Source organism: Pseudomonas sp. AO-1, from assembly GCF_019775695.1.
Classification (GTDB): Bacteria; Pseudomonadota; Gammaproteobacteria; order Pseudomonadales; family Pseudomonadaceae; genus Aquipseudomonas; species Aquipseudomonas parakoreensis.
Genome location: NZ_CP079949.1, coordinates 36,166 through 56,445, shown reverse-complemented (window position 1 = coordinate 56,445; position 20,280 = coordinate 36,166). Strand labels below are relative to the sequence as shown.

17 protein-coding genes are annotated in these 20,280 nt (G+C 64.7%); 6 read left to right on the top strand and 11 right to left on the bottom strand.

The window, feature by feature from the left end; translation table 11 throughout:
- Positions 1-5 precede the first annotated feature (5 nt).
- Positions 6-1,265 (bottom strand): type II secretion system F family protein, encoded by a 1,260-nt coding sequence (locus KVQ82_RS31335; protein WP_222019501.1) that lies wholly within the window; start codon positions 1,263-1,265, stop codon positions 6-8.
- Between the two features lie 360 nt (positions 1,266-1,625).
- On the opposite strand from KVQ82_RS31335, the gene KVQ82_RS31330 reads away from it, so the two are divergent.
- From KVQ82_RS31330 to pilB, 3 genes are all read left to right on the top strand, one after another.
- The gene (locus KVQ82_RS31330; protein ID WP_222019500.1) at positions 1,626-2,057 is read left to right on the top strand and encodes a pilin; all 432 of its coding nucleotides are present in this window, start codon (positions 1,626-1,628) and stop codon (positions 2,055-2,057) included.
- 109 nt (positions 2,058-2,166) lie between these two features.
- On the top strand, positions 2,167-2,586 hold the full coding sequence (locus KVQ82_RS31325) for a pilin (RefSeq protein WP_222019499.1): 420 nt from the start codon (positions 2,167-2,169) through the stop codon (positions 2,584-2,586).
- A gap of 87 nt (positions 2,587-2,673) precedes the next feature.
- Positions 2,674-4,398 (top strand): type IV-A pilus assembly ATPase PilB, encoded by a 1,725-nt coding sequence (gene pilB, locus KVQ82_RS31320; protein WP_222019498.1) that lies wholly within the window; start codon positions 2,674-2,676, stop codon positions 4,396-4,398.
- 51 nt (positions 4,399-4,449) lie between these two features.
- On the opposite strand, the gene KVQ82_RS31315 is transcribed toward pilB, so the two are convergent.
- Entirely contained in the window at positions 4,450-5,835 is a 1,386-nt protein-coding gene (locus tag KVQ82_RS31315) for a sigma-54 dependent transcriptional regulator (RefSeq protein WP_121039246.1), read from the bottom strand.
- A 72-nt stretch (positions 5,836-5,907) separates the two neighbouring features.
- A complete protein-coding gene (locus KVQ82_RS31310; protein WP_121039243.1) occupies positions 5,908-7,521 on the bottom strand; it encodes a PAS domain-containing sensor histidine kinase in 1,614 nt (537 codons plus the stop codon).
- Between the two features lie 333 nt (positions 7,522-7,854).
- Here KVQ82_RS31310 and sucC point away from each other — a divergent pair, with 333 nt between their 5' ends.
- The 3 genes from sucC to KVQ82_RS31295 all read left to right on the top strand — a co-directional run bounded on the left by sucC (position 7,855) and on the right by KVQ82_RS31295 (position 11,812).
- Positions 7,855-9,024, top strand: a complete 1,170-nt coding sequence (gene sucC, locus KVQ82_RS31305) for an ADP-forming succinate--CoA ligase subunit beta (protein ID WP_121039240.1) — start codon at positions 7,855-7,857, stop codon at positions 9,022-9,024.
- 21 nt (positions 9,025-9,045) lie between these two features.
- Positions 9,046-9,921 (top strand): succinate--CoA ligase subunit alpha, encoded by an 876-nt coding sequence (gene sucD / locus KVQ82_RS31300; protein ID WP_121039237.1) that lies wholly within the window; start codon positions 9,046-9,048, stop codon positions 9,919-9,921.
- A 256-nt stretch (positions 9,922-10,177) separates the two neighbouring features.
- Positions 10,178-11,812, top strand: a complete 1,635-nt coding sequence (locus tag KVQ82_RS31295) for an NAD+ synthase (protein ID WP_222019497.1) — start codon at positions 10,178-10,180, stop codon at positions 11,810-11,812.
- 315 nt (positions 11,813-12,127) lie between these two features.
- Here KVQ82_RS31295 and KVQ82_RS31290 read toward each other — a convergent pair whose 3' ends face one another.
- Genes KVQ82_RS31290 through trbE form a run of 8 tightly spaced genes read right to left on the bottom strand, consistent with a single transcriptional unit; the run spans position 12,128 to position 20,275 of the window.
- A complete protein-coding gene (locus KVQ82_RS31290; RefSeq protein ID WP_124084133.1) occupies positions 12,128-12,373 on the bottom strand; it encodes a DUF2274 domain-containing protein in 246 nt (81 codons plus the stop codon).
- Entirely contained in the window at positions 12,370-13,647 is a 1,278-nt protein-coding gene (locus KVQ82_RS31285) for a TrbI/VirB10 family protein (protein ID WP_198833940.1), read from the bottom strand. Before KVQ82_RS31285 ends, KVQ82_RS31290 begins: the two co-directional genes overlap by 4 nt.
- A 2-nt stretch (positions 13,648-13,649) precedes the next feature.
- Positions 13,650-14,654 carry a P-type conjugative transfer protein TrbG gene (trbG, locus tag KVQ82_RS31280; RefSeq protein WP_124084135.1) on the bottom strand — a complete coding sequence of 335 codons (1,005 nt, stop codon included), beginning with the start codon at positions 14,652-14,654 and terminating at the stop codon, positions 13,650-13,652.
- Positions 14,651-15,355, bottom strand: a complete 705-nt coding sequence (gene trbF, locus KVQ82_RS31275) for a conjugal transfer protein TrbF (RefSeq protein WP_088434115.1) — start codon at positions 15,353-15,355, stop codon at positions 14,651-14,653. The genes trbG and trbF overlap by 4 nt, the downstream gene beginning before the upstream one ends.
- A gap of 17 nt (positions 15,356-15,372) precedes the next feature.
- On the bottom strand, positions 15,373-16,761 hold the full coding sequence (gene trbL / locus KVQ82_RS31270) for a P-type conjugative transfer protein TrbL (protein ID WP_124084136.1): 1,389 nt from the start codon (positions 16,759-16,761) through the stop codon (positions 15,373-15,375).
- On the bottom strand, positions 16,758-17,072 hold the full coding sequence (locus KVQ82_RS31265; RefSeq protein ID WP_124084137.1) for a hypothetical protein: 315 nt from the start codon (positions 17,070-17,072) through the stop codon (positions 16,758-16,760). The genes trbL and KVQ82_RS31265 overlap by 4 nt, the downstream gene beginning before the upstream one ends.
- Positions 17,073-17,084: 12 nt before the next feature.
- Positions 17,085-17,828, bottom strand: a complete 744-nt coding sequence (gene trbJ / locus KVQ82_RS31260; RefSeq protein WP_124084138.1) for a P-type conjugative transfer protein TrbJ — start codon at positions 17,826-17,828, stop codon at positions 17,085-17,087.
- Complete coding sequence (gene trbE, locus KVQ82_RS31255) at positions 17,825-20,275, bottom strand: conjugal transfer protein TrbE (protein ID WP_198833939.1); 2,451 nt, start codon at positions 20,273-20,275, stop codon at positions 17,825-17,827. The genes trbJ and trbE overlap by 4 nt, the downstream gene beginning before the upstream one ends.
- Between the last annotated feature and the right edge of the window lie 5 nt (positions 20,276-20,280).

Here is a 20,280-nt window from a genome sequence, read left to right as displayed (position 1 = left end):
ATTAGTTATCCAACTACCGCGCCGAGTTTGAAGATGGGCAGGTACATGCCGATCACCATGCCGCCGACGATAATACCAATGAAGACCATGATCATTGGTTCCAGCAGGCTGCTCAGGGCGTCCACGGCATTGTTGACCTCCTGCTCGTAGTACTCGGCGACCTTGAACAGCATGGTGTCCAGCGCGCCGGCCTCTTCACCGATGGCGGTCATCTGCACCACCATGTGCGGGAAGATGTTGACCTGCTTCATGGCCATGTTGACCGGGTAGCCGACCGACACGTCGTCGCGCATGCGCAGCACCTTCTCCTCGTAGACCTTGTTGCCGGTGGCGCCGGCCACGATGCCGAGCGCCTCCACCAGTGGCACGCCGGCCTTGAAGGTCACGGCGGTGGTGCGGGCAAAGCGGGCGATCGCGCTGTTGTTCATGATCTGGCCGATCACCGGCACCTTCAGGATCAGGCGATCCATCGTGTGCTGCATTTTCGGCGAACGTCTGTAGGCGTACATGAAGCCGAACACCGCTCCAAGCACTGCCCCGAGCATTACCCACCAGTACGACACCATGAATCGCGACAGGTTCACGATCATCTGGGTGAACGCAGGTAGATCCGCTCCGAACCCGCGGAAGACCTCTTCGAACTGGGGCACGACGAAGATGAGCATGATGGCGCTGACGAGCATGGCAACCACCACCACCATCGCGGGATAGAACAAGGCCTTGCGGATCTTTCCCTTGAGGCCCTCTATGTTCTCCTTGTACGTGGCAATCGTGTCCAGCACGGTCTCCAGCACACCCGCACCTTCACCCGCACGGACAAGGTTCCTGTAGAGCTCGTCGAACTGGACCGGGTGGCGGCTGATGGCTTCGTAGAGGGACGAGCCGCCTTCGATATCGATACGGATGGAGTCCACGAGCTTGCGCATCCGTGGATTCTTGTGCCCACTGCCAATGATCTCCAGCGAGCTGACGATCGGTACGCCGGATTTCATCATGATCGCCATCTGGCGACTGAAGAACGCGATGTCCTTCGCCCCTACCGCGGAGCCGGCCGAACCGAACAACGGCTTCGGTTTGGGCTTGACCACACTGGGCATGATCCCCTGCCGCCGCAGCTCGGCTCGCAGAAGATTGGCGTTCTTGGCGGGCTGTTCGCCCTTCATCTTGACGCCCCGCTTGTCGGTCCCCTCCCAGACAAACGGCTTCATCTCCATGGTGCTACGCGCCACGGGCTCTTTCTTGATCGCGCTACGGCTGACAGACATACAGGGCTCCCCAGCCGCACCTTCCCCAGGCGGGCTATCTCGGCGCATGGTAGCCGGTTCCGGAGGGTGTTGGCAGTCCTGCTGGGCGTCGGCCTTGGGCAGCAAGCCCGGACCGGGGGTGTCAAAAGGTGACGCAACAGGTCACATTGCCGGATGCGTCGCAAATTGTTGTGCGGGGGGTTCCAATCCTGAAGATTGGTGCCATGATTGCGCCGGGGAATGCTGGGGAGCATTGCTGGCACTGTTGGCACGCAACCTGCTTCGATCCACCCGCACGGGCGCCCGCCTAGCTCACCCGGTCCGCCGGTCAGGCAACGGCCCAGTGCCCTACTTATTTATCTACCTCTAGGGGATGTACTCATGAAGAAGCAGCAGGGCTTTACCCTGATCGAACTGATGATCGTTGTGGCGATCATCGCCATTCTGGCTGCCATCGCGATCCCGCAGTACAACGATTACACCGCGCGTGCGCAGATGTCCGAAGCGTACACGCTTGCCAGTGGTCTGAAGACCCCGATTGCTGAGGCATTTGCGCAGGATGACAGTGCGGCTGTTTCTTGCGTTGTTCCGGCGAATTCGGTGACGTCCGGTAAGTACGTCGCTTCGGTCGCCGCCAATGCCGCAACTCCTTGTGTAATCACCGCAACCATGGCATCCGCTGGTGTCAACGCTAAGGCCAAGGGCAAAAAAGTGAATCTGTCGTTTGCACCGGCGACCGGCGCATGGACCTGCTCGACCGACGCCGATCCGGAAGTTCAGCCGAAGGCCTGCACCACGGTTGCCGCTAAGTAAGCGCGCCGAAAGTTTATGAAAGCCCCGGTGTAGCCGGGGCTTTTTTTTGACATGAAGCCGGGTTTGTCTTCCGCTTCATTACTCCACTCGCGCGTTGGGGAGCGCCGATATGAAGAAGCAAAGTGGCTTTACTCTGATCGAGTTGATGATTGTCATTGCGATCATTGCGATCCTCGCAGCAATTGCGATTCCGCAGTACAACGATTACACGGCTCGGGCGCAGCTGTCTGAGGCAGTGAGCCTGCTCGGCGGCCTGAAGCCAGCTATCGGTGAGCAGTTTGCCAACGATGCTTCGGCAACATCATGCAGTATTCCCGCGACAGCGCTGAGTAGCGGCAAATACGTGGACGCCATATCCGCGCCGGCCGCGAGCCCGTGTGTGATCACCGCCACAATGAACGCTACGGGCGTCAATGCCAAAGTGGCGTCTGCGACCGTCACAATTACGTACGCTGCGGCTACCGGGATCTGGGACTGCAAAACCAGCGCGCCCGAGGAAGTTGCACCCAAATCCTGCCCGCACGGCTGAGCCTGTGGAAAGGTGCTGTCTCAAGGAAGAAGTAGTTCTCCAAGGATGAGGCTTGGGATAGGCTGCTGAGCAGCGTAGGAGCAATTTATGAACGTAGCACTTGGCCCCAATCTGGTTGGCATTACCGGTCTGGCCCGTCGCCTGGTCCAGGATGGTGCGCTGGAGGAGGTCGTCGCGCGAGAAGCCATGGCCCAGGCGGCTGCCGCAAAGATGCCGCTTCCGCAGTGGTTTGCCCAGAAGAGGTTGGTCACCAGTGCCCAGTTGGCTGCGGCCAACGCGCTGGAGTTCGGCATGCCCCTACTGGATGTCTCGGTGTTCGACAACAACCAGAACGCCATGGGCCTGGTCAGCGAGGAACTGCTGCGCAAGCACCACGTGCTGCCGCTGTTCAAGCGCGGCGGCAAACTCTTCATCGGCACCAGCAACCCGACGCACTCGCTCGATGAGATCAAGTTCCACACCAATCTGGTGGTGGAGCCGATCCTGGTCGATGAGGACCAGATCCGTCGTACGTTGGAGCAGTGGCAGTCCAAGCAGGACACGCTGGGCTCGGCGCTTGGCGGCGACGACGAGATGGGCGACTTGGATGTCTCCGCAGGTGACGAAGAGGGTGGCTCCATCGACTCCGGCGTCGACGCCAAAGGCGACGACACTCCTGTCGTAAAGTTCGTCAACAAGGTCCTCGTGGATGCCATCCGCAAAGGTGCCTCGGACATCCATTTCGAACCCTACGAGGACGACTATCGCGTGCGCCTGCGCATCGATGGTCTGCTCAAGAACGTGGCCAAGGCCCCGGTCAAGCTCAACCAGCGTATCGCCGCGCGCCTGAAGGTGATGGCGCAGCTGGATATCGCCGAGAAGCGCGTGCCGCAGGATGGGCGCATCAAGCTCAATCTCTCCAAGACCCGCCAGATCGATTTCCGCGTCAGCACGCTGCCGACCCTGTTCGGCGAGAAGGTGGTGCTGCGTATCCTGGATGGCAGCGCCGCCAAGCTGGGCATCGACAAGCTCGGTTACGAGCCGGCCCAGCAGAACCTGTTCCTGGATGCGATCCACAAGCCGTACGGCATGGTGCTGGTTACCGGTCCAACCGGTTCGGGTAAGACGGTCTCGCTGTATACCGCGCTGGGCATCCTCAACGATGAAACGCGCAACATCTCCACCGCCGAAGACCCGGTGGAAATCCGCTTGCCCGGCGTCAACCAGGTGCAGCAGAACGTCAAGCGCGGCATGACCTTCGCCGCGGCGCTGCGCTCGTTCCTGCGCCAGGATCCGGACATCATCATGGTCGGCGAAATCCGCGACCTGGAAACGGCGGAGATCGCGATCAAGGCGGCGCAGACGGGCCACATGGTGCTCTCCACGCTGCATACCAACGATGCGCCGCAGACCATCGCGCGCCTGATGAACATGGGCATCGCGCCGTACAACATCACCAGCTCGGTGACGTTGGTGATCGCCCAGCGCCTCGCTCGCCGGCTGTGCAACAACTGCAAGCGTCCGGTGGAACTGCCGGCCAATGCGCTGCTGGCCGAGGGTTTCACCCAGGCGCAGCTGGATGCCGGGATCAAGCTGTTCGAGCCGGTCGGCTGCGATGAGTGCACCGAGGGCTACAAGGGCCGTACCGGTCTGTACCAGGTGATGCCGATGACCGATGAGATCTCGACCATCGTGCTGGCCGGTGGCAATGCGCTGCAGATCGCCGAGGCCGCGCAGCTGGCGGGGGTGAATGACCTGCGCCAATCGGCGCTGATCAAGGCCGCGGCCGGGGTGACCGGTCTGGCGGAGATCAATCGTGTGACCAAGGATTGAGCGGCGTCCGCAGATGAGAAAAGGCCCGCGCAAGCGGGCCTTTTTGTCTCTCTACTCCATGCCGAGCTTTTTCAGCTTGTACCGCAACGCCCGGAAGGTGATGCCCAGCTGTGCGGCGGTACGCGTCTTGTTCCAGCGGTTTTCTTCCAGCGCCTTCTGGATGGCGGTGCGCTCCATCTGTTCGATGTAGGAGGGCAGGGCGCCATTGCCGGCCGGCAGATCGACCACGGCTTCTTCCTGGGTGGGCGGCGCATTGCCGGCGCCGAAGCGTGGGGCGTGCTGGGGCAGGCGCAGGTCGCTGGCACCGATCCGGTCTTCTTCGGCCAGGGCGAGGGCGCGCTCGAGGATGTTCTCCAGTTCGCGCACGTTGCCGGGGAAGTGGTACTGGGCCAGGGCTTCCAGCGCCGAGGGCGCCAGCAGCGGGGTCGGGCGGCCGTGGGTGCGGGCCAGCCGGGCCAGGATCGAGGCGGCCAGCGCTGGCAGGTCGCTGCGGCGTTCGCGCAGGGGCGGCACGCGCAGTTCGATCACGTTGATGCGGTAATACAGATCGTGGCGGAAGCGGCCGTCTTCGACCAGTTCGCCCAGGTCCTTGTGCGTGGCCGAAAGGATGCGCACGTCCACCGGCACTTCGGTGGCGGCACCGACCGGGCGGATCGATTTCTCCTGGATCGCGCGCAGCAGCTTGACCTGCATCTGCAGGGGCAGCTCGGCCACTTCATCCAGGAACAGGGTGCCGCCATGCGCGGCCTGGAACAGGCCGGGCTTGTCCGCATGCGCGCCGCTGAAGCTGCCCTTCTTGTGCCCGAAGAATTCGCTTTCCATCAGTTCGGACGGGATCGCGCCGCAGTTGACCGGCACGAAGGCGCCGGGCGCGCGCGCGCTCTGCGCGTGGATGGTGCGTGCGACCAGTTCCTTGCCGACGCCGGATTCGCCGAGGATGTAGACCGGTGCCTGGCTCCGCGCGACCTTGCCGATGGTGGCACGCAGCACATCCATCGAGGGCGAATCGCCGAGCAGGCGTGCGGCCTGCTCCGGGGCGAGTGGTGCGGGCGCGGCGCGCTCGGTGTTGTTGAGTTCCAGCGCGTGCTTGACCAGGCCGCGCAGCACCGAGATGTCCACCGGCTTGCTGACGAAATCGAAGGCGCCGGCCTTCAGGGCTTCCACCGCCAGATCCATGCTGCCGAACGCGGTGATCATCGCCACCGGCGTGCGCGGGTAGTGCTGTGCGATCTCGGTGACCAGCTCGATGCCGTTGCCATCGGGCAGGCGCATATCGGTGATGCACAGGTCGTACGGATTGCTGGCCAGCAGCTCACGGGCTTCGGCGAGGTTGGCTGCGGTGCTGATGCGCAGGCCCATGCGGCCCAGGGTCAGTACCAGCAGTTCGCGGATGTCACGTTCGTCGTCGACGACGAGGGCGCTGCGGGTGTCATTCATAAGGAAGGAAGATAGCCGAGGGCGGTCGTTGGCGACAAATGTTTGACGGTGGCGTCCGGGTGTGCGCGCGGCTCATCCGGCCATCATCGTGTGGGGGCCGGCCAGTACGAGCCGGAAACAGGCACCGCCGGCGGGCACCGAGACGTATTCCAGCCGTGCCTGGTTGGCACGGCACAGTTCGCGGGCGATATACAGGCCCAGCCCGGTGCCGTGCTCGGAGGTGGTGAAGAACGGGCGGAACAGCTGGCTGGCAACCGTCTCGGGAATGCCCGGGCCGCGGTCCATCACATCGATGATGGCGGTGCGGTCCTGACGCGCCACGCGCAGCCGCACGCGCGCCGGCTCTTCGGCCACGCGGCCGTACTTGAGCGCGTTGTGCACCAGCACGGTAAGGATCTGGTGCAGGTGGCGCGGATCGACCAGGGCGTGCACCGAGGTCTCGCTGATGATCGGCTCCACGCTGTCGGTTTCCAGCGACAGGCCCTGTTTGTACTCCAGCACGAAGCGGCGCACGAACGAGGCCAGATCCACGTTCTCCGGATTGGCACGCTCGCGCCGCGCCAGCCCGAGCACGCTTTCGACGATGCCGTTGGTGCGCTGGCATTGCTGGTTGATGATCTGCAGCAGGCGGCGGTCGGTGTCGCCGATATCGGTGGATTCTTCCAGCAGCTGGGCGGCGTAGTTGATCGCCGCCAGCGGGTTGCGGATCTCATGGGCGAGGCTGGCCGAGAAGCGCCCCATCGCCGAGAGCGTCAAGGACTCGGCACGCCGCGAGACCACGGTGGAGTCATCCAGGAACACGAGGGTGAGGTCGCTGCCGGCCAGCAGGCGGGCAAAGCGTGGCTGCACCTCAGGCTGGTCCGGCGAGAGCTGCAGCGGCATTTCTTCGTTGGTCCAGCCGTTGCGCCAGCGCAGCAGCCGGCGGCTCAGCTCGGGTGAGGCACTGCCCAGTTCCAGCCGGCCGCTGCCACTGTTGCCATCGGCATCGCCGAGCAGGGTGGAGGCAGCTTCGTTGGCCAGGGTGATGCGGTTGGCGCCGTCCACCACGATCACGCCGGTGCGCATGCGGCGGATGATCAGCTCGTTGATCTGGAACAGGTTGGCCACTTCATCGCCGCGCTGGTTGGCCAGCTGCTGGTTCATGCGGGCACGGTTGCCGACCTGGTAGCTGATGAAGGCAATGGCCAGATAGCTGGTGACGAACATGGCCAGCTCGGCCAGGGTACGGGTCGGGTCGCCGCCTTCGAGCTGCTTCCAGATGTACTCGCCGGCGGTGGCGGCGCTGGCGGCAGCGGCCAGGCCCAGCCCCATGCTAAGCGGCAGCAGGGTCGCAGCGGCGGCGATGTTGAACAGCAGCGACATCGAGATGCCTGCGCTGGCCCCGGGCAGGGCATGGGCGAGCAGGGTGGCGGCGATGATGTCGGCGGCCACGCTCCACACCACGATGGTGCGCAGCCAGCGCTCGTTGCGCCCGAACAGCAGCACCAGCACGGCCACCACCAGGTAGCCGCTGGCCACGATGGTCGCCAGCCTGGGGTGGTCAGCGGTGCCGACCAGGCCGCTCAGCGGGCTGAACAGCAGCGCGCCGATGACGGTGGCCATCAGCAAGCGGTACAGCGCGAAGAAATACAGCTCGCGCCGCGGTATCGATTCGATGCGGTCGATCAATGAAGCACTGGGTGACACGCCGGAACTCCCCTTCTGGCATGGGGGCAGTGTAGGGGGTCCGGCCGGGTTTGGGGGCAGGCGGCCGGGGCCGGGCGTGTGAAGGCCGGGCGGTATGCAGGCGCCGGCCAGCTGCGCGGCCATGCCACAGGGGGGCCGGGTGGCGGTTCCCGGCAGCTGCCGCAACTGTCTGAAATTGCGCCGGAAACGGCTCCCTGTGCGTGTCTTGGGACTGACTTCTTTGCGCCCACGCGCCGGGTCGTCCACAATAGTGGGCCCGCCGCGGTCCTTACCGGCGCCCCCGTGAGGGAGCCTTGGAGATGCGTGCGGTCGTTCCTATTCCCACGGTGACGCATGAATTTCCACGAATACCAGTCAAAACAGCTGCTTGCCGAGTACGGCATTCCCGTTCCGGCCGGCAAGGTCGCGGCTACCCCGGACGAAGCGGTTGAAGCTGCCAACGCCCTGGGCCAGGGCCCCTGGATGGTCAAGGCGCAGATCCACGCTGGCGGCCGCGGCAAGGCTGGCGGCGTCAAGTTCTGCAAGACCACCGACGACGTGAAGGCCGCTGCGGCCAAGATGCTCGGCACCAAGATGGCCACCTACCAGACCGCAGGCGTTGAACTGCCGGTCAACCTGGTGCTGGTGACCACCGCCGGTGAGATCGTCAAGGAACTGTACCTGTCGGTGCTGGTTGACCGTGGCACCAAGACCATCACCTACATCGCTTCTTCGGAAGGCGGCGTGGAGATCGAGCAGGTCGCCGCTGAAACCCCCGAGCTGATCCACTCGCTCAACGTCGATTTCGTTGAAGGCGTGCAGGGTTACCACGGCCGTGATTTCGGCTTCAAGCTGGGCCTGACCGCCAAGCAGGCCGGCCAGTTCGCCAACATCATGGTGAACCTGTACCGCCTGTTCAACGAAAAGGACCTGGCCCTGGTTGAAATCAACCCGCTGGCCATCCTGGACGACGGCAACCTGTACGCGCTGGACGGCAAGTTCGACAGCGACGACAACGCCGCGTTCCGTCAGAAGGCTCTGGTTGCCATGCGCGACAAGACCCAGGAAGACGAAACCGAAGTGACCGCTTCGGAGCTGGACATCAACTACGTCACCATGGACGGCAACATCGGCTGCATGGTCAACGGCGCCGGCCTGGCCATGGCCACCATGGACGTCATCAAGCTCAACGGCGGCGAGCCGGCGAACTTCCTGGACGTGGGCGGCGGTGCGAACAAGCAGCGCGTCATCGAAGCGTTCAAGCTGATCCTGTCCTCGGACAAGGTTGAAGGCATCTTCGTCAACATCTTCGGCGGCATCGTCCGCTGCGACATGATTGCCGAAGGCATCATCGCCGCGGTCAAGGAAGTGGGCGTCAAGGTTCCGGTCGTGGTGCGCCTGGAAGGCACCAACGTGGAAGAAGGCAAGCAGCTGCTGCGTGACAGCGGCATGGCCATCATCCCGGCCGACAACATCAACGACGGTGCCAAGAAGGTCGTCGCTGCTGTCAAAGCCGCCGCCTGATCCGACACCGAAGGAAATCCAATGTCAGTTTTGATCAATAAGAACACCAAGGTGATCGTGCAGGGCTTCACCGGCCAGCAGGGCACCTTCCACGCCACTCAGATGATCGAGTACGGCACCCAGGTTGTTGGCGGCGTGACCCCCGGCAAGGGCGGCACCACCCACATCGATCTGCCGGTCTTCAACACCGTTGCCGACGCCGTGCAGAGCACCGGCGCCAACGCCTCGGTCATCTACGTGCCGCCGCCGTACGCGGCTGACGCGATCCTGGAAGCGGCTGCTGCCGGCATCCAGGTCATCGTGTGCATCACCGAAGGCATCCCGGTGCTGGACATGCTGCGCGTCAAGAACGTGCTGACCCGCTCGCATCCGGACACCGTGCTGGTCGGTCCGAACTGCCCCGGCGTGATCACCCCGGGCGAGTGCAAGATCGGCATCATGCCGGGCCACATCCACATGCCGGGCAAGATCGGCATCGTGTCGCGTTCGGGCACCCTGACCTATGAAGCGGTCAAGCAGACCACCGAAGTCGGCCTGGGCCAGTCCACCTGCATCGGCATCGGTGGTGACCCGATCAACGGCCTGAACTTCGTCGACTGCCTGAAGCTGTTCAACGAAGATCCGCAGACCCTGGGCATCATCATGGTCGGCGAAATCGGCGGCGACGCTGAAGAAGCCGGTGCCGAGTACATCAAGAACCACGTGAAGAAGCCGGTCGTCGGTTTCATCGCGGGCGCCTCGGCTCCGGCCGGCAAGCGCATGGGCCACGCCGGTGCGATCGCATCGGGCGGCAAGGGCACCGCCGAAGGCAAGTTCGCCGCCATGGAAGCTGCCGGTGTTGTCACCGTCCGCTCGCCGGGCGACCTGGGCGCTGCCATCGCCAAGCTGGTGAAATAAGCCGCCCGCCGCGCAAGCGGCGGACGTGCGGTAGAGCCGAGCCATGCTCGGCTGCTCCAAACAGAAAGGCCGCCTCCGGGCGGCCTTTCTGCGTTTCAGGCGATACCCGAAGCGGTAGGTCCCGGCCGCTGGAAGGCAAGCACGCCACGTAGTGCCGGCCGCTGGCCGGCTCCTCATCGTGCTGCCGCCGAATGCGTGGTTGCCGGCCAGCGGCCGGCACTACAATGCGTGTATTGCAACTACAGGCTGGACCCCCATGACGTCGCTCCGCATTGCCCTGGCGCAGTTTGATTTCCCGGTTGGCGCAGTGGCGCAGAACACCGACACCATCATCACGATGATCGCCGAGGCGCGCGATGAGTACGGTGCCGAGCTGGTGGTGTTCCCCGAGCTGGCGATCAGCGGCTATCCGCCGGAGGACCTGCTGTTGCGGCCGGGCTTCCTGTACGACTGCCAGCAGGCGCTGGAGCGCATCGCGGCGGCGACCACCGGCATCGCGGCGGTGGTCGGTTGGCCACAGGCCGCTGGTGCGGTGGTCTACAACGCGGCCAGCGTGCTGCGCGATGGCAAGGTCGAGCACACCTACCGCAAGCGCGAGCTGCCCAATTACGCGGTGTTCGATGAGCGCCGTTACTTCGATGTCGATCCGGACGGCGGCAGCTGCGTGTTCGAGCTGAAGGGCGTGCCGGTGGGCGTGCTGGTCTGTGAAGACCTGTGGTTCGCCGAACCGCTGGCCGATACCGTCCGTGCCGGCGCGCAGCTGGTGGTGGTGCCCAATGCCTCCCCCTACGAGCGTGGCAAGCATGCCCAGCGCGATGCGCTGCTGGCCGAGCGCACCCGCGAGAGCGGGGCGGCGATCGCCTACCTCAACGTGGTGGGCGGCCAGGACGCGCTGGTGTTCGATGGCGCGTCAGTCGTCGCTGACGGCGATGGCACCGTGCATCCGGCCGCTGCGGCCTTCACCGACCAGTGGCTGGTGGTGGATTACGACGCCGGCACCCGCCGCTTCCTGCCACGCGAGTGGATCGACGACGGCGACGAGAGCATGGATGCACTGGCCTGGCGCGCGGTGACCCGCGGGATCCAGGATTACTGCCGCAAGAACGGCTTCAAGAAGGTCTGGCTGGGCCTGTCCGGCGGCATCGATTCGGCCCTGGTGCTGGCGATGGCGGTGGACGCGCTGGGCGCGGCCAATGTCACCGCGGTGCGGCTGCCCTCGCGCTACACAGCGGACATGTCCAACGACCTGGCGGCCGAGCAGTGCCGCGCGCTGGGCGTGACGCTGGAAGCGGTCTCGATCGAGCCGGTGTTCGAGGGGCTGATGGCCGCGCTCGGCCCGATGTTCGAAGGGCAGGCGGCGGATGTGACGGAAGAGAACCTGCAGTCGCGCAGCCGCGGCGTGATCCTGATGGCGCTCTCCAACAAGTTTGGCGGGCTGCTGCTGACCACCGGCAACAAGAGCGAGTATGCGGTGGGCTACGCGACCATCTACGGCGACATGTGTGGCGGCTACGCCCCGCTCAAGGACCTGTACAAGACGGAGGTGTTCGGGCTCTCCAAGTGGCGCAATACCGTGGGCGGCGCCCCGGTGATCCCGCCGGCGGTGATTTCCCGCCCACCCTCGGCCGAGCTGCGCGCCAACCAGACCGACCAGGATTCGCTGCCGGCCTACGACGTGCTGGACGGCATCCTGTACCGCTATGTGGACCAGGAGCAGTCGCGCGAGGAGATCGTGGCCGCCGGCTACGCCGCCGAGGTGGTGGACCGTGTGCTGCGCCTGGTGCGCACCAGCGAGTGGAAGCGCCATCAGGCGGCCCCGGGGCCGAAGGTCTCGCGCCGGGCGTTCGGGCGTGAGCGGCGGTACCCGATCAGCAATGGGTACAAGGGGTAGGCGTCGAGCGATACCGTAATAAAAAATGGCCAGCGTCAAGTCTTTCGCGCAAACCACGCGAGGCTTGAAACCATATACGGGGCAATAAGTTAGCTCTGTTTCGTGCCGCTTGCAGGGGATGCGGCGTTGTGGGCTGGGAGCCACATGAGAGCCTAGAGAAAGCAAGCCGAGTCGCGTTGTAGCGATGGAGATTGCCAAGAACTGGCAGGCCTGTTCAGTCATTTTAGCCCATTCCCTCGCAGCCCATCCAGAACGAAGAACGCGCAGCGTTGGGCTGCGCGTTCGAGGGATGCTCAGTCTGGTTCCAGTGCATTTTCAGCTTGGCTTCGGCGGCAAGGCCTTGCTGGCGCTTCCTTTCTTGAACCCCCGATCACCGGCCATGAACGCCTCCAGCATATGCGGGATCAGCGTCACGGCATCGACCGCCTCGCCATACGCCTGCGCGTGCAGCGCGGCGTAGCGGTCGAGGTCGGCTTTCAAGCTGGCCGGGCAGGCAAAGGTTAGCTTCATGCTCTCGGTCTTGGGCAGCGGCCCCAGCCGCAGTTTCCTGGTCGTACTCATCGTGAAGTCCCCTTGTTGAAGAACAGTGGCTGGTAAGGCCGCAGTACCAGATCGCGGTTGACGATGATGCGCACCGGCAAGCCAGGGCGGCTGGTCAGCGTGGGTTGGATGTTGAGGTTGCGCCGGGTCACTTCTTGGCCGACCTGGTTCACGGTGTCCTGCAGGCTGTCGCGTCCAGCGATAATCACGCGATCACCGTCCTGGCGGTTCTCGGGTGCGGCCAGTTCGGCTCCCACACCCAGCAGCGTCGTCAGCACTGCACCGGCGAAGATCCGATCCCAATGCCAGTCCACATCGTCTTCCAGGCCGGCATAGCCTGCGGGGTCGGTGCCGACGAGGTTGTCGAGCGTGAGCGAAGACGTATCCGGCAGGATGATGCGGTTCCACACCACCTGCACGCGGCTCTGGCCGTAGCTGACCTGGCTGTTGTATTTGCCCAAGATGCGCGAACCCTGCGGGATCAGCAGGAACTTGCCAGTGGCCGTGTCGTAGATCGGTTCCGTCACCGTGGCGATCACGTCGCCTGGCAGGTCGGACTTGATGCCAGTGGCCAGCGCACTGGCGATCACCGTACCCGCCATCACCTGATACGGCGAGGTGGGCATTTGCAGATTGCCGGAATTGCGGGTTTCCGTAGACCCGCCTGTCAGGAACGCCTCTTTCTGGTCTTGCCGGTTCTGCACGGCCGTCGGATCAACAGGCTGGGCCGCCGTCGAGGCGGGGCCAGCAGCCAGCGGATCGAAAGCGGCATTGGCAGCGAAGCCAGGCGCGGCAGCGACCTGCGACTGCGCCACGGGCGCCGCCTGCGGGGAACCCGTGCGGAAGAACACCGATGAAGCTGCCGCTGCTTCTTCTTCCTTGCGTAGCGCATCGTTGGGGTCGTAGCCGGGCGCGGCATAGGTAGCGGCAACTGGCTGCTGCGAATTGACGATGGCTGGCCCCAGATCACCCGGCAGCGGTGGCCCCAGCTCCGGCACATCGGGCGGCAGCGCTGGCAACTTGGAATAGTCGGCAGGAAGTTGGTCGAGGCCTTCCGAGCGCGACACACGATCCACGTTGTACAGCTCCATGGATTCGCCTGCGCCGCGTTGTTGCGGTTGCAGCGACCAGATCAGTGCGCCCATCACGCCAACCGACAAGCCGCCGGCGAGGATGGCCAGCGTGCGCCGGTTCAGGCGCGTGACCGGACGCGGTTGGGCGCGCAGCGCCACCGCCTCGGGTGCCACTTTGTCCACCTGAGGCGTGGCAAGGTCGGGGGTATCGTCCTGGCTCATGCTCAGTTCCTCCCGGCAATGCCATCCGTGCGCTCGATGCGCACCACGTCGCCCTTGTCGGCCCCCAGGCGCAGTTCTGCTGCACCGAACAGGCGATCCACGATGTAGTACGGCGAGCGGAAGCGATAGTTCACCAGTTGCCCGTCGCCCTGCGCGCCGATGACGAACAGCGGCGGCAGCTCGCCCTGGGCGATGCCTGTCGGGAACTGGATATAAACCTTCTCGCCATCATCGAAGGCGCGCAGCGGCTTCCACGGCGGATTGCTGCCGCTGATTGCATAGCGAAAGCGGATGTTCTCCAGCGACAAGCCTGCATCGACCGGCGCGGCAGCGTTGGCGGCTTGGGCCTGGCGCTGCAAGGCCAGCATCCGATCCTTGGGATAGTCCCAGGACACCGACGCCATCCACGCCTTGTCGGTCGAAGTCAGTTCCAGCAGGTACGTCCTGCGGCTGGTGGTGATGACCAGATTGGTCTTCAAGCTGGAACGGATAGGCTTGACCAGCACATTGACGCGCAGATCAGCACCGCTGCCGCTGGAGGTGTCACCGACGATCCAGCGCACGGTATCGCCCGCAGCGACCGTCACCAGTTCCTCGCCGGGCTGGAGCGCGATCACCGTCACGCGGCCCACGGACGCATAGACCTGGTACAGCGCGCCATCGGTGAACGGCCAGACCTGGATCGCATTGACGTAGCCCTCTCGGGTCGGCGCAATGCGCGCCTCGGCATTGGCGCGGGAGACGCGCACCTTCTCGTCGGCAGGCTCCGGTGCCGCCGGGGCCACATCGACGTCCGGCAGCGGCTTCAACTGCGCTGGCAGCGCCAAGGGTTCGGGCACTGCCACCACTTCGATGGGCTTGGGCGGCTCGGGCAATGGCTGAGCCTGCACCGGCTCATCGAGCGAGATCATCGGCGGCGGTTTGCCCTGCGTGGCACAGCCCGCAAACAGGACAGTCGATGCCAGCAGGATCACCAGTAATGCGGTTTTACGGAAATGTGTATTCATGGTTTGGCTCCTTCAGAAGAATCCAGTTCACGGCTCCACGACAGGCCATTGACGTAGATACCCAGCGGGTTGCGGCGCAGGCGTTCTTCGGTGCGCGGGGTCTGCTGCACGATGGACACCACCGCCGTCCATCGCTCCAGCCCGGCCGCCGCGCCATTGACGTAGCGGCGTTCCGTCCAGCGCACGTTGAACGACGCATCGCTGGCGCGAACCACGCTGGTGATCTGCACCGTCACCGACTCCTTGCCGATGCGGGCGAACGGGTCGTTGGTGCGGGCGTAGTCGTTGAGCACGGCCGCGCCCCGATCGGTGGTGTAGTCGTAGGCATCGAGCCAGTTCTGGCGCACGACGATGGGGTCGATGGACAGCGAGCGCACCAGACCAATGAAGCGCGCGATATGGTGCGCCGTCTGCGCATCGGTGGGACGGTACGGCGTGGCCGCTTCGCCCACGGTGCGCACCTGGCCGGACTGATCGACCTCGATGACGTAGGGCGTGACGATGGACTGGGCCGATCGCCACACCAGGCCGCCGGCCATCAGCAGCGCGAGCACGAGGCAGCCGAAAGCCATCAGCCGCCAGTTCTTGGCCTGCACACGGGCCGAGCCGATGCGCTCGTCCCAAACCTGGGCTGCGGATTGATAGGGCGTGGCAGGCTGCGGCGTATCGGCATAGCGCACCTGCGGTCGTTTGAATCGCATGGAGTTCTCCTTGAAAGTCAGCTATCGGAATCCCGCAGGCTCGGGCCTTGGCCCGAACCGCCGCCGTCGCCACCGCGCAGCGTGTGCGCGGCAGTGGTGGTGGCCTGGGTGAGTTGTTGGCGGCGTTGCAGGCGCTTGGCCCAGCCGGGTTGTTCCTGCTTCTGCGCGTTGGCCGTGTTGCCAGTGGCACCGCCTGTGGCGGCTGGCCCGGCAGTGCCTCCGCCTGAGCCGTCATCTGCGCCAGAGCCTTGCCAGCCTGCTTTGAATGGCGCGGCTGCCTTGGCCGCCGCTGCCTTGATGCCAGCACCAGCGCGTTGGCGTGCCGCCTGTGCGCCGCCCTTGGCGACACTGCCCAGCCCTGCCATCGCGCCTTTGGTTCCGCCGCCCGCAGCGGCGGAACCAGCCTGGAATGCCGACTTCGCGCTACCCGCTGCCGAGGTCGCGGCCCGTGCGCCAGCCCCGGCGAGCTTGGCGGCAGCCGGTGCCATGCGCGCCCCGGCCATCACCGCACCGCCCACGCCGGTTGCCGCAGCACCTACGGCAACCGCTGCACCTGCGGCACCCACGGCGGCACCTGCCATCGCGCCGGCACCAAGCTGCGGTGCGCCGGATACCAGCCCGGTGGCAATACCAGGGCCGAAGATCCCCAACGCCAGCAGCGTCAATGAGGCCAGCATGATGACCACTGCATGGTCGATGGACGGCTCGGCTGGATGCACCTGGAACTCGGCGAACAGGCCCGATCCAATGCCGACGATGACGGCCAGCACCAGCACCTTGATGCCTGAGGACACTACGTTGCCCAGCACCTTTTCGGCGAGAAAGCTGGTCTTGTTCCACAGTGCGAAAGGCACCAGTACGAAGCCCGCGAGCGTGGTCAGCTTGAACTCGATCAGCGTGATGAAAAGCTGGATCGCCAGCACGAAGAAGCACAGGATCACCACCGCCCAAGCCAGGAACATGACCACGATAGGCGTCATGTTGACGAACACTTCGGGAAAGCCCGCCATGTCGTTTATCTGCTCAAGGATCGGCGCTGCTGCGTCGATGCCGGTCTTCGCCAGTCGCCCCGGTTGCAGGAAGTCGCCCATGCTCATCGTCGAGCCGCTGGCCGTCAGGCCCAGGCCTGCAAAGGAGCGGAAGACGATTCCGGCCAGCCAGTTAAAGTTGTTGATGATGTAGGCGAAGGCCCCAACGTAGAGCACCTTGCGCAGCAGCTTGGCAATCACGTCATCGCCCTGGCCGGTGGCGTGGCTCATCGCCCAGTACAAGCCAGCGATGGTCATGTCGATGACGATCAACGTGGCGGTGAGGAACGCGACTTCGCCCTGCAGCAGCCCAAAGCCCGAGTCGATGTACCGCGAGAAGGTGGCAAGAAAGCGGTCGATCACTGTCACGTCGTTCATGGCTCTCCCTCCTCGGAAGGCATGGCGTCCTGGTCACTGGCTGGCGTGTCGAAGCTCGGCGGGATCGGCGGCAGATCGGCCAGCGTGCAGAACTCGTCAGGCCCGGTTTCACCGGCGAAGAAGCGCCGCCGGAAGGCTTCAGCCGCTGCCAGGCAAGCGTCTTCGCCTGCCGTAGCCCTGTCGGCTGCACACTGCGCACGCAAAGCCTTGAGTCGCACGGGATCGGCGGCCAAGGCAGCGGCCAGGTCTTCGGTCGGCTGCTGGCTGCAAGCGATCAGCAGCATGGGCAGCAGCAAGTAAACGCATCGCATGGCCGTCTCCCGTCAGTTGCCGTAAAAATCCACGCGCTGCGGCGTGTATGGTGTGCCCTCACCCAGAAAGCGGCGCGTCACTTCACGGCCACGTTCGACAGCCGCTGCTTGGCGCGCCAGTTCCAGCGCGGCGGCGCGTTCCTGCGTGATCTGGAGTTGCTGTGCCTGGATGGACTGCTTGGCCTGCAAGGCCAGAAGCTGGTTGGTCGCCTGCATGGCTTGCAGCGCGCCGGTGGCGGACTGACTCTGGCTGACCAGATCGGACAGCGCGCTTTCGTCTTGCGCCAGGTTCTGCGACACCTGCGCCTGCATCCGCATCGCGGTGTGCAGGCCGTTCAGCGTGTTCTTCCAGCGCTCCTGCGCGTCGCGCAGCATCTGGTCGCCGCTGACGGTCGCGGCATACTGCTCCGGGTACAGCCGGGCGAAAGTGGCATCCATGCTCTGCACGTCATAGGCCAGGCCGCGTGCCTCGGCGATCAGGCGCTCGGTCGTGGCGAGCGTCGAGCGCAGGCGATTGACGATGTTGAAATCCAGATTCGCCAGATTGCGCGCCTGGTTCATCAGCATTTGTGCTTCGTTCTGAAGCTGGTTGATCTGGTTGTTGATCTGCTCCAGCGTGCGCACGGCGGTCAGCGTGTTCTGCACAAAGTTGGACGGATCGAATACCGTCAACGCGGATGCGGGCTGAACGGCCAGCAGCGATGCCGACAGCACGGCGGCGAGCGAGACAGACAGCAAAAGGGGTTGGCTCTTCATGGTGAAACCTCCAGGGGTTGAGAAGCGAGGAAGGACGCTGCCGCCGGTGCGGACGGCAACAGGTCGGCAGCCCAATCGAGGCTGCGATGACGCAACCAGGCACCGGCGAAGCCCGGTGTGCCTGCGTCCAACAGCACACGATCCATGTCGCGTTGGTCTTGCGGGGTGGAAGCCCCGGCAAAGGCCAGCGTGGCTGGCCCCAGGTCGAGGTCGAACAGGCGATTGCCCAGGCGCGATTGGTAGTAGTAGTCACGCTTGGGCTGCGCGGTCGCCACGATCTCGATCTGGCGACTGTTGAGGCCGAAGCCCTCGTAGATCGTGCGAATCTGCGGCTCGGTGGCCTGTGGGTTAGGGAGAAAAATCCGACTGGCGCAGCTTTCGATCACCGCCGGGGCAATGCTTGAATCCTTGATGTCGGCCAGCGACTGAGTGGCGAAGATGACGCTGACGTTCTTCTTCCGCAGCGTCTTGAGCCACTGGCGGATGCGGGCGGCGAACACCGGATCATCGAGGAACAACCAGGCTTCATCGAGGATCAGCAGCGTGGGCGCGCCGTCGAAGCGTTCATCGAAGCGGGCGAACAGGTAGCCCAGCACAGCCAGCACCGCCGCCTTGCTGTGCATCAGTTCTTCCATCTCAAAGCCCTGCACGCTACCGGAACCCAGCCGATCGGCATCTGCGTCCAGCAGCTTTCCGTGCGCTCCACCCAGCACATAAGGAGCGAGCGCCTGGCGCAGTGCGTTCGATTGCAGCAGCACCGACAGGCCCGTCAGCGTGCGCTGCTCCACCGGCGCGCCGGCGAGGCTGCCGAGTGCCGACCAGATCGCGGCCTTCTCGTCCGGGCCAATGGAGACACCTTCATGCAGCAGGCGGCCTTCCACCCATTCGGCGGCCCAGGTGCGATAGCCCTCGTGGTCGATGCGGGCGAGAGGCTGGAACGCAATCGCCCCGTCGTTGCCCAGGTCGTAATGCTCACCGCCCAGCCCTAGGATGGTGGCGCGCATGGAGCGGCCCATATCGAAGGCAAAGATGCGCGAGCCGGGATAGCGGCGGAACTGCATCGCCAGCGTGGCCAGCAGCACCGACTTGCCCATGCCGGTCGGCCCGGCGACCAGCGTGTGGCCCACGTCGCCGATGTGCGTCACCAGCCGGAACGGCGTCGCGCCATCGGTGCGGGTGACGATCAGTGGCGGGCCGTCAAGGTGCGCGTTCTTCTCCGGCCCGGCCCACACGGCGGATACCGGCATCATGTGCGCCAGGTTCAGCGTCGAGACGATGGGCTGACGCACATTCGCGTAGGCGTTACCGGGAATGGACGACAGCCAGGCATCCACCGCGTTCAAGGTTTCAGGGATGGTGACGAAGCCCCGGCCCTGAATGACGCGCTCCACCATGCGCAGCTTCTCGTCGGCCACGGCTGGGTCTATGTCGAGCACCGTCACGGTGGCTGTCAGGTAGCCGAAGGCGACTTGATCGCTGCCCAGTTCTTGCAAGGCGGCGTCTGCATCGGCGGCCTTGTTGTTGGCGTCGGTATCGACCAGCGGGCTTTCCTGCTGGAAGATGGTTTCGCGCAGCAGCGCGACGACGCTCTTCCGTTTGGCAAACCACTGGCGGCGCAGGCGGCCCAGCTCTCTTTCCGCCTCGGCTTTGTCTAGGCACAGAAAGCGCGTGCTCCAGCGATAGCCAAAGCCCAGGCGGTTGAGATCGTCCAGAATCCCCGGCCAGGTCGAGGTCGGAAAGCCCCGCACCGATACCACGCGCAGGTTCTGGTCGCCCAGCATGGGTGCCAGGCCGCCAACCAGTGCGGAGTCGGCCAACATTGCGTCGATATGGAACGGCACGTCGGGCACACCGACGCGATAGCGCCGCGTGGACACCGTGGTGTGCAGGTAAGTCAGTGTCTGGCTGTCATCCAGCCAGGCAATTTCCGGCATCACGCCGTCGAGCAGGTCGAACACGCGATCGGTTTCCGCCACGAAGGCTTCCAGACGCCCCTGCCAATCCACGCCGTCGCCCGGCGCGTTTTCATAGAGCATCTTGGCGGCACGGGCGCGGGATTCTTCCGGTGGCAGGTAGGCCAGCGTCAGGTGGTAGGCGCTTTCATAGTGATGGCCCGATTCCTCGAAGGCCGCGCGACGTTCTTCTTCCACCAACCAAGACAGCGGTTCGGGAAACTCGGAACGTGGGTGGCCTGCTGCGGGGCGGCGCTCGGCCTCAATGAACAAGGCCCAGCCTGAACCCAGGCGGCGCAGTGCGTTGTTGAGCCGCGCCGACGTGGCGATCAGCTCGCCTTGCGTGGCGCTGTCCAGATCCGGCCCGCGAAAACGTGCCGTGCGTTGGAACGAGCCATCCTTGTTCAGCACCACGCCCGGCGCGATCAGCCCAGCCCAGGGCAACCAGTCGGCCAGCAACGCGGGCCGCTGACGGTATTCGGCAAGGTTCAGCATGGCAT

What these genes read in the sequence shown, in the direction of transcription:
- KVQ82_RS31265 (WP_124084137.1), bottom strand. Translation starts at nt 17,072, where the DNA reads ATGCGATGCGTTTACTTGCTGCTGCCCATGCTGCTGATCGCTTGCAGC.
- KVQ82_RS31290 (WP_124084133.1), bottom strand. Translation starts at nt 12,373, where the DNA reads ATGAGTACGACCAGGAAACTGCGGCTGGGGCCGCTGCCCAAGACCGAG.
- trbF (WP_088434115.1), bottom strand. Translation starts at nt 15,355, where the DNA reads ATGCGATTCAAACGACCGCAGGTGCGCTATGCCGATACGCCGCAGCCT.
- sucC (WP_121039240.1), top strand. Translation starts at nt 7,855, where the DNA reads ATGAATTTCCACGAATACCAGTCAAAACAGCTGCTTGCCGAGTACGGC.
- KVQ82_RS31285 (WP_198833940.1), bottom strand. Translation starts at nt 13,647, where the DNA reads ATGAGCCAGGACGATACCCCCGACCTTGCCACGCCTCAGGTGGACAAA.
- KVQ82_RS31325 (WP_222019499.1), top strand. Translation starts at nt 2,167, where the DNA reads ATGAAGAAGCAAAGTGGCTTTACTCTGATCGAGTTGATGATTGTCATT.
- pilB (WP_222019498.1), top strand. Translation starts at nt 2,674, where the DNA reads ATGAACGTAGCACTTGGCCCCAATCTGGTTGGCATTACCGGTCTGGCC.
- KVQ82_RS31315 (WP_121039246.1), bottom strand. Translation starts at nt 5,835, where the DNA reads ATGAATGACACCCGCAGCGCCCTCGTCGTCGACGACGAACGTGACATC.
- trbL (WP_124084136.1), bottom strand. Translation starts at nt 16,761, where the DNA reads ATGAACGACGTGACAGTGATCGACCGCTTTCTTGCCACCTTCTCGCGG.
- KVQ82_RS31295 (WP_222019497.1), top strand. Translation starts at nt 10,178, where the DNA reads ATGACGTCGCTCCGCATTGCCCTGGCGCAGTTTGATTTCCCGGTTGGC.
- trbG (WP_124084135.1), bottom strand. Translation starts at nt 14,654, where the DNA reads ATGAATACACATTTCCGTAAAACCGCATTACTGGTGATCCTGCTGGCA.
- trbJ (WP_124084138.1), bottom strand. Translation starts at nt 17,828, where the DNA reads ATGAAGAGCCAACCCCTTTTGCTGTCTGTCTCGCTCGCCGCCGTGCTG.
- KVQ82_RS31335 (WP_222019501.1), bottom strand. Translation starts at nt 1,265, where the DNA reads ATGTCTGTCAGCCGTAGCGCGATCAAGAAAGAGCCCGTGGCGCGTAGC.
- trbE (WP_198833939.1), bottom strand. Translation starts at nt 20,275, where the DNA reads ATGCTGAACCTTGCCGAATACCGTCAGCGGCCCGCGTTGCTGGCCGAC.
- sucD (WP_121039237.1), top strand. Translation starts at nt 9,046, where the DNA reads ATGTCAGTTTTGATCAATAAGAACACCAAGGTGATCGTGCAGGGCTTC.
- KVQ82_RS31330 (WP_222019500.1), top strand. Translation starts at nt 1,626, where the DNA reads ATGAAGAAGCAGCAGGGCTTTACCCTGATCGAACTGATGATCGTTGTG.